At 72.9% G+C, this 11,130-nt stretch carries 11 protein-coding genes; 6 read left to right on the top strand and 5 right to left on the bottom strand.

Going from position 1 to position 11,130, the window contains the following annotated elements:
* Nucleotides 1-42 precede the first annotated feature (42 nt).
* Entirely contained in the window at nucleotides 43-810 is a 768-nt protein-coding gene (fabI, locus tag ABZW03_RS28000; RefSeq protein ID WP_355263938.1) for an enoyl-ACP reductase FabI, read from the bottom strand.
* A 2-nt stretch (nucleotides 811-812) separates the two neighbouring features.
* A complete protein-coding gene (gene fabG / locus ABZW03_RS27995) occupies nucleotides 813-1,532 on the bottom strand; it encodes a 3-oxoacyl-[acyl-carrier-protein] reductase (RefSeq protein ID WP_355263936.1) in 720 nt (239 codons plus the stop codon).
* Nucleotides 1,533-1,844: 312 nt separating this feature from the next.
* On the opposite strand from fabG, the gene ABZW03_RS27990 reads away from it, so the two are divergent.
* The 6 genes from ABZW03_RS27990 (at nucleotide 1,845) to ABZW03_RS27965 (ending at nucleotide 7,798) form a co-directional block, all read left to right on the top strand.
* A complete protein-coding gene (locus ABZW03_RS27990) occupies nucleotides 1,845-2,990 on the top strand; it encodes an MBL fold metallo-hydrolase (protein WP_355263933.1) in 1,146 nt (381 codons plus the stop codon).
* Between the two features lie 193 nt (nucleotides 2,991-3,183).
* Complete coding sequence (locus ABZW03_RS27985) at nucleotides 3,184-4,746, top strand: TldD/PmbA family protein (protein WP_355263931.1); 1,563 nt, start codon at nucleotides 3,184-3,186, stop codon at nucleotides 4,744-4,746.
* Complete coding sequence (locus ABZW03_RS27980) at nucleotides 4,746-6,143, top strand: metallopeptidase TldD-related protein (protein ID WP_355263928.1); 1,398 nt, start codon at nucleotides 4,746-4,748, stop codon at nucleotides 6,141-6,143. The genes ABZW03_RS27985 and ABZW03_RS27980 overlap by 1 nt, the downstream gene beginning before the upstream one ends.
* 32 nt (nucleotides 6,144-6,175) lie before the next feature.
* Complete coding sequence (locus ABZW03_RS27975) at nucleotides 6,176-6,724, top strand: RNA 2'-phosphotransferase (RefSeq protein WP_355263944.1); 549 nt, start codon at nucleotides 6,176-6,178, stop codon at nucleotides 6,722-6,724.
* 165 nt (nucleotides 6,725-6,889) lie between these two features.
* A complete protein-coding gene (locus tag ABZW03_RS27970; RefSeq protein ID WP_355263925.1) occupies nucleotides 6,890-7,273 on the top strand; it encodes a DUF3099 domain-containing protein in 384 nt (127 codons plus the stop codon).
* A gap of 264 nt (nucleotides 7,274-7,537) precedes the next feature.
* The gene (locus ABZW03_RS27965; RefSeq protein ID WP_355263922.1) at nucleotides 7,538-7,798 is read left to right on the top strand and encodes a hypothetical protein; all 261 of its coding nucleotides are present in this window, start codon (nucleotides 7,538-7,540) and stop codon (nucleotides 7,796-7,798) included.
* Here ABZW03_RS27965 and moaA read toward each other — a convergent pair.
* The 3 genes from moaA to ABZW03_RS27950 all read right to left on the bottom strand — a co-directional run bounded on the left by moaA (nucleotide 7,795) and on the right by ABZW03_RS27950 (nucleotide 10,818).
* On the bottom strand, nucleotides 7,795-8,784 hold the full coding sequence (gene moaA, locus ABZW03_RS27960; RefSeq protein WP_355263941.1) for a GTP 3',8-cyclase MoaA: 990 nt from the start codon (nucleotides 8,782-8,784) through the stop codon (nucleotides 7,795-7,797). The genes ABZW03_RS27965 and moaA overlap by 4 nt on opposite strands.
* A 76-nt stretch (nucleotides 8,785-8,860) precedes the next feature.
* Nucleotides 8,861-10,468 carry a cation acetate symporter gene (locus ABZW03_RS27955; RefSeq protein WP_355263919.1) on the bottom strand — a complete coding sequence of 536 codons (1,608 nt, stop codon included), beginning with the start codon at nucleotides 10,466-10,468 and terminating at the stop codon, nucleotides 8,861-8,863.
* Complete coding sequence (locus ABZW03_RS27950; protein WP_355263916.1) at nucleotides 10,465-10,818, bottom strand: DUF485 domain-containing protein; 354 nt, start codon at nucleotides 10,816-10,818, stop codon at nucleotides 10,465-10,467. Before ABZW03_RS27950 ends, ABZW03_RS27955 begins: the two co-directional genes overlap by 4 nt.
* Nucleotides 10,819-11,130 lie beyond the last annotated feature (312 nt).

Genomic DNA, 11,130 nt, shown 5'->3' with positions numbered 1-11,130 from the left:
ACCCCACGAGGGGGCGCCGGGCAGCGGCGTACGGGCGGAGCGTCAGGCGCCGATGGCGTGCAGACCGCCGTCGACGTGGATGATCTCGCCGGTGGTCTTCGGGAACCAGTCCGACAGCAGCGCGACGATGCCGCGGCCGGCCGGCTCCGGGTCGCTCAGGTCCCACTTCAGCGGGGAGCGGTGGTTCCAGGTGTCGGCCAGCTCGCCGAAGCCCGGGATGGACTTGGCGGCCATCGAGCCGATCGGACCGGCCGCGATCAGGTTGCAGCGGATGTCCCGCTCGCCCAGGTAGCGGGCCAGGTAGCGGTTGGTCGACTCCAGGGCGGCCTTGGCCGGGCCCATCCAGTCGTACTGCGGCCAGGCGAACTGCGCGTCGAAGGTCAGGCCGACCACCGAGCCGCCGTCCTGCATCAGCGGCAGCAGCGCCGTGGTCAGCGACTTCAGCGAGTACGCCGAGACGTGCATCGCGGTGGCCACGGACTCCCACGGGGTGTCCAGGAAGCTGCCGCCCAGCGCGTCCTGCGGGGCGAAGCCGATCGAGTGGACGATGCCGTCCAGGGTCGGCAGGTGCTCGCGGACCTGGTCGGCGATGCCGGCCAGCTGCTCCGGGCTGGAGACGTCCAGCTCCAGCACCTTGACCGGGTGCGGCAGCTTCTTGGCGATCCGCTCGGTCAGGCTCGGGCGCGGGAAGGCGGTGAGGATGATCTCCGCGCCCTGCTCCTGCGCGAGCCTGGCGGTGTGGAACGCGATGGAGGACTCCATCAGCACGCCGGTGATCAGGATCCGCTTGCCCTCGAGGATTCCACTCATGATCAGTGACCCATGCCCAATCCGCCGTCGACGGGAATGACGGCTCCAGTGATGTACGCGGCCTCGTCCGACCCGAGGAACCGCACGGTGGAGGCGACCTCGGCGGGCGCCGCGTAGCGGCCCAGCGGCACGCCGGCGACGATCTCCGCGCGGCGCTCGTCACTGAGCACGGCGGTCATGTCGGTGTCGACGAAGCCGGGGGCGACCACGTTGACGGTGATGTTGCGCGGGCCGAGCTCGCGCGCCAGCGACCGGGCGAAGCCGACCAGGCCGGCCTTGGAGGCGGCGTAGTTGGCCTGGCCCGGGGAGCCGGACAGGCCCACCACGGACGAGATCAGCACGACCCGGCCCTTGCGGGCGCGCATCATCAGCTTGGACGCTCGCTTGACCACCCGGAAGGTGCCGGTCAGGTTGGTGTCGACGACGGAGGTGAAGTCCTCCTCCGTCATGCGCAGCAGCAGGGTGTCGTTGGTGATGCCCGCGTTGGCGACCAGCACCTCGACCGCGCCGTGCTTCTGCTCGATCTCGGTGAAGGCGGCGTCGACCTGCGCGGCGTCCGTGATGTCGCAGCTGACCGCGAGGACGTCGTACTTGGCCAGCGCCTCGGGCACCTCGCCCGAGCGGCTGGTGATGGCCACCTTGTCGCCCGCCTCGGCGAAGGCCTGGGCGATCGCGAGGCCGATGCCCCGGTTTCCTCCGGTGACGAGAACCGAGCGGCTCAACGATCCACCTCTCTCCGTGTGTGAGCGCGTACGGCGGAATGCGTACGCAGTGTGACGCTATCGGGCGGTCGGCGGCGGCGGCGCATCGGGCTCCCACAGCGCCTTCCCGGCGGATCTGTCGCAATCCGACAATCCGCGCCCGCCCGAGCCGTCCCGGCGGCGGACATCGCCCAGGCCCGGGCGCTGCCCGGATCGGGGCGACTGTACGGGAACAACACGCACGGGCGCACCCGTTGCCCCCGTGGTGCGGGCCGGCCCGGGACCTGCCGTACCGATCCCCGACCATCCCGGCGAGCGACGAAGGCAGAGCGGATGACCAAGGCACGGCCCGGGAGCACCCACCGACGCGGACGACTGCTGGCCCTCACCGCCCTGGCGGCCGGCCTGGGCGCGGCCGCCTGGTCGCTGCGCGACCTGCCGGCGGCGTTCGGGCGGCGGCCGGACGGCGAGCGCGAGGAGCGGGTGCGCAACTCCCCGCAGTACCGCGACGGCGTCTTCCACAACGCGCCCTCCGCGCTCGCCCGCGCCACCGCCGCCCCGGGCTTCGACGGCGCCACCGCCCGCCGGATGCTCTTCGAGCGCGAGGGCCGCGTCCCCGCCCGCCCGGTGCCGACCGTCCGCCCCGCCACCCCGCCCGGGCCGGCCGCCGAGGGCGTCGAGGTCACCTGGTACGGCCACGCCTCCGCGCTGGTGGAGATCGAGGGCTTCCGGGTGCTGCTCGACCCGATCTGGAGCGACCGCTGCTCCCCCGCCGCGCACGTCGGCCCCAAGCGGCTGCACCCGGTGCCGGTGGAGCTGGAGGAGCTGCCGCAGGTCGACGCGGTGCTGATCTCGCACGACCACTACGACCACCTGGACATGGCGACGGTCAAGCGCCTGGTGCGCAGCCAGTCCGCGCCCTTCGCGGTGCCGCTCGGCATCGGCGCCCACCTGCGCCGCTGGGGCGTCCCCGAGCACCGGATCATCGAGCTGGACTGGGACGAGACCTGCACCCTGGGCGGCCTGGTGCTCACCCTCACCGCGGCGCACCACTTCTCCGGCCGGGGCCTGACCCGCAACACCACCCTGTGGGGCTCCTGGGTGGTCGCCGGCCCGAACCGCAAGGTCTTCTACACCGGCGACTCCGGCTACTTCGAGGGCTACGCCCGGATCGGCGAGCAGCACGGCCCGTTCGACGCCGCGCTGGTCCAGATCGGCGCCTACGACGCGGCCTGGGCGGACATCCACATGACCCCCGAGGACGCCGTCCTCGCCCACCGGGACCTGGCCGCCGGTCTGCTGGTGCCCGTCCACTGGTGCACCTTCAACCTGGGCCTGCACCCGTGGGCCGAGCCGGTCGAGCGGCTGGTGCGGGCCGCCAAGGAGCAGGCCGTCCCACTGGCCGTGCCGCGCCCCGGCGAGCGGGTCGACGTCGACAACCCGCCGGAGCTGGACGGCTGGTGGGAGGCCGTCGGCTGACGGACCGCGGCGGCGCCCCCGGGCAGCCGGAGCCGGCCGCCGGACGGCACCGGCCGACACCGCGGCGCGCGCCCGCCGGCACCGCGGCGCACCGGCCGAAATGCGCTGGCCGGAAACCCGGTGGACGGGACATGATGCGGTGCGGGCGCCCCTGTGGCCCCGCACCGCCACCCTCCGCGACCTGGGAGCCCGCTTGCCTCCGATCCCCCCGGCCGATCGCTCCGGCGCGCCGCACGGGCGCGCCGTCGACCCGCTGTTCCTCGCCCTGCCGCTGCGCCCCCTCGCCGACGCCGCCCTCACCCGCGCCCGCGAACTGGGCGTGAGCCACGCCGACTTCCGCCTGGAGCGGATCCGCAGCGCCTCCTGGCGGCTGCGCGACGCGCGCCCGGCCGGCACCTCCGACAGCGTGCGGCTCGGCTTCGCCGTCCGGGTGCTGCTGGACGGCGCCTGGGGCTTCGCCGCCGGCGTCGACCTCACCCCCGACGCGGCCGCCCGGGTCGCCGAGCAGGCCGTCGCGGTGGCCCGCCTCTCCGGCGGGATCAGCCGGGCGGCCGGCTCCACCGAGCGGGTCGAGCTGGCCGACGAGCCGGTGTACCGGGACGTCACCTGGGTCTCCGCGTACGAGGTCAACCCCTTCGAGGTGCCGGACGCCGAGAAGACCGCGCTGCTCGCCGAGCGCAGCTCCCGGCTGCTGGCCGCCGAGGGCGTCTCGCACGTCCAGGCCTCGCTGCGGACCGTCCAGGAGAACAAGTTCTACGCGGACACCGCCGGCACGGTGACCACCCAGCAGCGGATCCGGGTGGACTCCGAGCTGGACGCCACCTCGGTCGACGAGCGCACCGGCGCCTTCGACTCGATGCGGACCCTGGCCCCGCCGGTCGGCCGCGGCTACGAGTACCTGACCGGCACCGGCTGGGACTGGGACGCCGAACTCGCCGAACTGCCCGGGCTGCTGGCCGAGAAGATGCGCGCCCCGAGCGTCGAGGCGGGCCGCTACGACCTGGTCATCGACCCGACCAACCTCTGGCTGACCATCCACGAGTCGGTCGGCCACGCCACCGAGCTGGACCGCGCGCTCGGCTACGAGGCCGCCTACGCCGGCACCTCCTTCGCCACCTTCGACCAGCTCGGCTCGCTCCGGTACGGCTCCGACCTGATGCACGTCACCGGCGACCGCACCGCCGAGCACGGCCTGGCCACCATCGGCTACGACGACGAGGGCGTGGCCACCCAGTCCTGGGACCTGGTCCGGGACGGCGTCCTGGTCGGCTACCAACTCGACCGCGGGATCGCCGGGTTGAAGGGCTTCGAGCGCTCCAACGGCTGCGCCTTCGCGGACTCCCCCGCGCACGTCCCGGTGCAGCGGATGGCCAACGTCTCGCTCGAGCCCGCCGCCGACGGCCCGGACACCGAGGGCCTGTTCGCCCAGGTCGAGAACGGCCTCTACATCGTCGGCGACCGATCGTGGTCGATCGACCAGCAGAGGTACAACTTCCAGTTCACCGGGCAGCGCGCCTACGCCATCAAGGACGGCGAACTCGCGGGCCAGGTCAAGGACTTCGCCTACCAGGCCACCACCACCGACTTCTGGGGCTCGATGGCGGCGGTCGGCGGCCCGCAGACCTACTTCCTCGGCGGCGCCTTCAACTGCGGCAAGGCGCAGCCCGGTCAGATCGCGGCGGTCAGCCACGGCTGCCCGTCGGCGCTGTTCCGCAACGTCAACGTGCTCAACACCCAGCAGGAGGCGGGTCACTGATGACCGCGACGCAGCCCCACGAACTCGTCGAGCTGGCGCTCGGCCTCTCCCGCGCCGACGGCTGCGTGGTGATCGCCGACGAGGAGTCCACCGCCAACCTGCGCTGGGCCGCCAACTCGCTGACCACCAACGGCGTCACCCGTGGCCGCCGCCTCACCGTGATCGCCACCGTGGCCGGCGCCGAGGGCACCGCCTCCGGCGTCGTCTCCCGCGAGGCCGTCATCGCGGCCGAGGTGGAGGGCCTGGTGCGGGCCGCCGAGGAGGCCGCCCGCGCGGCGGGCCCGGCCGAGGACGCCCAGCCGCTGGTCGCCGACCGGCCCTCCTCGCCGGACTTCACCGAGCCGCCCGCGGTCACCTCCATCGAGGTGTTCGACGCCTTCGGCCCGGCCCTCGGCGAGGCCTTCGCCCGCGCCGCCTCCCAGGGCGAGCTGCTGTACGGCTTCGCCCGGCACGAGCTGACCTCCAGCTACCTGGGCAGCTCCACCGGCCTGCGGCTGCGCCACGACCAGCCCACCGGCATGGTCGAGATCAACGCCAAGACCACCGACCCGGCCGGCTCGGCCTGGGTGGGCGCCTCCACCCGGGACTTCACCGACGTCGACGTCACCGCCCTGCACACCGAGCTGACCAGGCGGCTCGGCTGGAGCGCCCGCAAGGTGGAGCTGCCGGCCGGGCGGTACGAGACGCTGCTGCCGCCCTCGGCCGTCGCCGACCTGATGATCGTCCTCAACTGGTCCTCCGGCGGCCGGGACGCCCAGGAGGGCCGGACGGTCTTCGCCAAGCCCGGCGGAGGCACCCGGATCGGCGAGAAGCTCAGCGCCCAGCCGCTGACGCTGCGCTCCGACCCGCGCGAGCCCGGCCTGGAGGCCGCGCCGTTCGTGCTCACCCACTCCACCGGCGGGGACTACTCGGTCTTCGACAACGGCCAGCCGATCGCCGCCACCGAGTGGATCCGCGAGGGCGTGCTGAACGACCTGATCACCAGCCGCCACGCGGCCGCCCTCACCGGCCTGCCGCTGCGCCCGGCGATCGACAACCTCGTGCTGGAGACGGCCGACCAGGAGTCGGCGCCGACCCTGGACGAGATGATCGCCCGCACCGAGCGCGGCCTGCTGCTCACCTGCCTCTGGTACATCCGCGAGGTGGACCCGGCGACGCTGCTGCTCACCGGGCTCACCCGGGACGGCGTCTACCTGGTGGAGAACGGCGAGGTCGTCGGCGAGGTCAACAACTTCCGGTTCAACGAGTCCCCGGTGGACCTGCTGAACCGGATCACCGAGGTGGGCCGCACCGAACGCTGCCTGCCCCGCGAGTGGAGCGACGACGTCACCCGCACCGCGATGCCACCCGTGCGTGTCGCGGACTTCAACATGAGTTCGGTCAGCCAGGCCTCTTAGCTGACAACCGACGGGGGGATACGAGAGACATGATGGACGAGAAGCGCCTGGTCCGCGTCAGCAAGACGCTGTCGCGGATCCTGCGGCACGAACCGGAACTGGTCGGCCTGACGCTGGACGAGGCCGGCTGGGTCCGGATCGACGAGCTGCTCACCGCCCTGGCGGCGAAGGGCCGCCCGCTCACCCGGGCCGAGCTGGACCACGTCGTGGCGAGCAACAACAAGCGCCGCTTCGGCTACTCGCCGGACGGTCTCTCGATCCGCGCCAACCAGGGCCACACGGTGGCGGTCGACCTCGGTCTGGCCGCCGCCGTGCCGCCGTCCGTGCTGTACCACGGCACCGCCGACCGGCACCTGGCGGCGATCTTCCGCGAGGGCCTGCGCCCGATGGCCCGCCAGGACGTCCACCTCTCGGCGGACACCGAGACGGCGACCAGGGTCGGCGCCCGGCACGGCCGTCCGGTGGTGCTGACCGTGAACGCGGCCGCGATGACGGCGGCCGGCCACGAGTTCCGGCTCAGCGAGAACGGCGTCTGGCTCACCGACGCCGTACCCCCGCGGTACCTCTCCCGGCGCTCGTAGCCCCCGCGGTACGCGACCGGGTGGGTCCGCTCCGCCGGACAGGCCCTTCGCGTACCCGACCGGGTGGGTCCGGCCCACCCGGTCTCGTCGCCGCCCGCACCCGGGCGTACCGTGAGGAGGCCGCGCGGCCAGGCGCGCGGGTGCGCGACGAGGGCGGTAGGACACATGGGCAAGAGTGCCGGCGGCGGGCAGGTCTTCCGGATCACGGGTGCGCGCAGCAGCCTCACCGAGGACGTCCGCGGGCGCCAGCGCCGCTACGTCATCTCGATGCTGCTCCGTACGGTGTGCGTGCTGCTCGCCGTGGTGCTGTGGGACGTCCAGCGGGTGCTGGCGTTCGCCGCACTGGCGGGCGCCGTGCTGCTGCCGTACTTCGCGGTGCTGATCGCCAACGCGGGCCGGGAGCGGGCCCCGGGGCTGCCGAGCACCTTCGACATCCCGCTCGACACCCCGCTGATGCTCGGCCCCGGCGGGACGGGTGGTGCGGGTGCGAAGGCCGGGACCGGAGAGGCGAAGGCCGTTCCCACCGATTCTTCACAGGACGTGGACTGACCGTCCGTTTCGTGCCGCTTCACCCCCGTTCGGCTCGGCGAAAGCTCAGAAGAAGCTCAGATTAATCATGCAAGACCTCCCCATCCGAGGGTCTTGGCGTGACATACTGCGTACGCGCTCCGCATCCCCCGTCGGAGCGACGGACCGACGCCGGGCGGCTCCCCCCGTGGCTGCCCGGCGTCGCCATGCCCGGATCCGGTCGGGCCGGGCGGGCGTGACAGACTGACGGTGCAGACGTACCCGCCAATCGTTGAGGACGGCCCGATGGACACCCCGCAGACGCCGATCTGCTCCGCCAAGGGCTGCCGGGCGGACGCCGGCTGGGTGCTGGTGTGGAACAACCCCAAGCTGCACACCCCGGACCGCCGCAAGACCTGGCTCGCCTGCGACGGGCACCGCGAGCACCTGTCCCAGTTCCTCGGGGTGCGCGGCTTCCTCAAGGAGGTCGTCGCCTTCGCCGACTGGACCCCGGAGGCCGCCGGGCCCGCCGACGCCGCTGCCGGGAGCGCCGAGAAGCCGGCCTAACCGCCGATCGCGGACATCGGCCGGTCGGGCTGGAGGAACTCCGGGTCGTCGATCCCGGCCCCGGCCTTCTTGCCCCACATCGCCGCCCGCCACAGCGCGGCCAGCTCGGCGTCGTCCGCGCCCGAGCGCAGCGCGGTGCGCAGGTCGGTCTCCCCGGTCGCGAACAGGCAGTTGCGCACCTGGCCGTCGGCGGTCAGCCGGGTGCGGTCGCAGGCCCGGCAGAACGGCCGGGTGACCGAGGCGATCACGCCCACCCGGCCGGGGCCGCCGTCCACCACCCAGCGCTCGGCGGGTGCCGCGCCCCGGCGCTCGGACGGCTCCGGGGTGAGCGTGAAACGGGCCCGCAGCAGGTCCAGGATCTCCGTCGCGGTGACCATCGACGTCCGGTCCCAGCCGTGCTGGGCGTCCAGCGGCATCTGCTCGATGAAGCGCAGCTCGTAGCCGCGCTCCAGGCACCAGGCCAGCAGGTCGGCCGCCTCGTGGTCGTTGACCCCGCGCATCAGCACCGCGTTGAGCTTCACCGGCGCCAGCCCGGCGGCCTCGGCGGCGGCCAGCCCGTCCAGCACGTCCTGGTGGCGGTGGCGGCGGGTGAGGGTGTGGAACACCTCGGGGTCGAGGGTGTCCAGCGAGACGTTGACCCGGTCGAGGCCGGCCTCGCGCAGCGCCGTGGCGGTGCGGGCCAGCCCGATGCCGTTGGTGGTCAGCGAGAGCTCCGGGCGCGGCTCCAGCTCCGCGCAGGCGGCGACGACGGCGACCAGCCCGGGGCGCAGCAGCGGCTCGCCGCCGGTGAAGCGGACCTCGCGCACGCCCAGGTCGCGCACCGCGACGGTGACCAGCCGGACGATCTCCTCGTCGGTCAGCAGGTCCGGCTTGGCCAGCCACTGCAGGCCCTCCTCCGGCATGCAGTAGGTGCAGCGCAGGTTGCACCGGTCCGTGAGGGAGACCCGCAGGTCGACGGCCTGTCGTCCGAAGGTGTCGAGCAGCACGTGCGTCCTTCCCCGAGATGCGGCCGGCCCGGCCACCGCGACGGCGGGCCGGGCCAGCATAGTCATCGCGGGACGATCAATGGGCGCCCAGTCCGGTCAGCGAGCGGACCTCCAGTTCAGCGTACTTCGCCGGGTCGGACCGTTCAGTGGACAGCAGGGTGCCGAGCCAGCCTGCCAGGAAGCCGACCGGGATGGAGATCAGGCCGGGGTTCTCCAGCGGGAACCAGTGGAAGTCGGAGTGTGGGAAGAGCGAGGTCTTCGCGCCGGAGACCACCGGGGAGAAGACCACCAGCACCACCGAGGTCACCAGTCCGGCGTAGACCGAGCTGACCGCGCCGGCGGTGGTGAAGCGCTTCCAGAACAGCGAGTAGAGCAGGGTGGGCAGGTTCGCCGAGGCGGCGACCGCGAAGGCCAGGGCGACCAGGGCGGCGGTGTTGAGCTTGTCCGCGAAGAGGCTGAGCACGATCGCCACCGCCCCGATCGCGACCGCGGCCCACTTCGCCGACAGGACCTCCTCCTTCTCGCTCGCCTTCCCGCGCCGGAGCACGTTGGCGTAGAGGTCGTGCGCGAAGGAGGCCGAGGAGGCGAGCGTGAGCCCGGCGACCACGGCGAGGATGGTGGCGAAGGCGACCGCCGAGATCACCGCGAGCAGGATCGCGCCGCCGGTGGTCCCGGCGCCGCCGCCGAGCGCCTCGGCGAGCTGCGGGGCCGCGGTGTTGCCCGCCGCGTTGGCCGCCTTGATCGCCTTGGAGCCGACCAGCGCGGCCGCGCCGAAGCCCAGTGCCAGGGTCATCAGGTAGAAGACGCCGATGATGCCGATCGCCCACAGCACCGACTTCCGCGCCGCCTTGGCGGTGGGCACGGTGTAGAAGCGGACCAGGATGTGCGGCAGGCCGGCGGTGCCGAGCACCAGCGCGATGCCCAGGCTGATGAAGTCGAGCTTGGCGGTGCCGCTGCCGTACTTCTGCCCCGGTTGGAGGAAGGCCTCGCCCTTGCCGCTCGCGCTGGCCGCCGCGCCGAGCAGCTCGGAGGGGTTGAAGTGGTACTTGGCCAGGACCAGGACGGTCATCAGCGCGGCGCCGGCGATCAGCAGCACCGCCTTGACGATCTGCACCCAGGTGGTGCCCTTCATCCCGCCGATCACCACGTAGACGATCATCAGCGCGCCGACCCCGACGATGGTCCAGCGCTTGGCGGCGTTCCCCTCGGCTCCCAGCAGCAGGGCCACCAGGGTGCCGGCGCCGACCATCTGGGCAAGCAGGTAGAAGATCGACACCACGATGGTGGAGACGCCCGCCGCGGTGCGCACCGGGCGCTGGCGCATCCGGAACGCGAGCACGTCCGCCATCGTGAAGCGGCCGGAGTTGCGCAGCGGTTCGGCGATCAGCAGCAGGGCGACCAGCCAGGCGACCAGGAAGCCGATCGAGTAGAGGAAGCCGTCGTAGCCGCTGAGCGCGATGGTCCCGGCGATGCCGAGGAAGGAGGCGGCGGACATGTAGTCGCCGGAGATGGCCAGGCCGTTCTGGAAGCCGGTGAAGCCGCGGCCGCCGGCGTAGAAGTCGGAGGCGCTCCTGGTCTGCCGACCGGCCCAGACGGTGATGCCGAGGGTGGCCAGGACGAAGACGCCGAACAGGGCCATCGTCAGGCCGCGGTGTTCGGTGGCGGAGCTGGCGAGCAGGCTCATTCGGCGGACTCCCGGGGTGGGTGGACGACGGCGCCGTGCGCCTCGCGGATCGCCGTGGCGGACGGGTCGATCCGCCGGTCCGCGTAGCGGGCGTACCAGGCGGCGATGGCGAAGGTGGTCGCGAACTGAAGCAGCCCGAGCACCAGGGCCACGTTGACGTGCCCGAGGACCTTGGTGCCCATCAGGCCCGGGGCGTAGCAGGAGAGCAGCACGTAGAGCAGGTACCAGAGCACGAAGCCGATGGTGACCGGGAAGGCGAAGCTGCGGAACGAGCGCCGCAGGGTCCTGAACTCCTCACTGTCATCAATGAGTTGGGCTTCCGTAGCGGTGCTGAGCGGCGGCGAGTCCACGCTGTCTCCTCACTCCTGCGGCGTCGCTGTCACACGGGGGGAACGGTCGAACGTGAGGGGCGTCACACGTCCGGTGCGCCGCGCAATGCTAGGAGCGTCCTGCCCGCCCCGGAAGGGGTTGACCGCGATCAGCCGACCGTTCACCCCCTCGCACCATCCGATTGGCCGAAAAGCAGTCCATCTCGGTGCCGGCGCCGCGCCCGCCGACCGGATCCCGCCCTCCCTTTCGCCCTCCAGACGGCGGACGGCAAGTGGATCTCCTCGGTCAAGCTGGACGCGCTGGCCCAGTCCGCGGCCGACCCGAAGGCCAAC

Origin of the sequence: Kitasatospora sp. NPDC004799 (genome assembly GCF_040609095.1) — a bacterium.
GTDB lineage: Bacteria > Actinomycetota > Actinomycetes > Streptomycetales > Streptomycetaceae > Kitasatospora.
The sequence above is the reverse complement of the archived record's forward strand: the minus strand, read 5'-3'. Positions and strand labels throughout refer to the sequence as shown.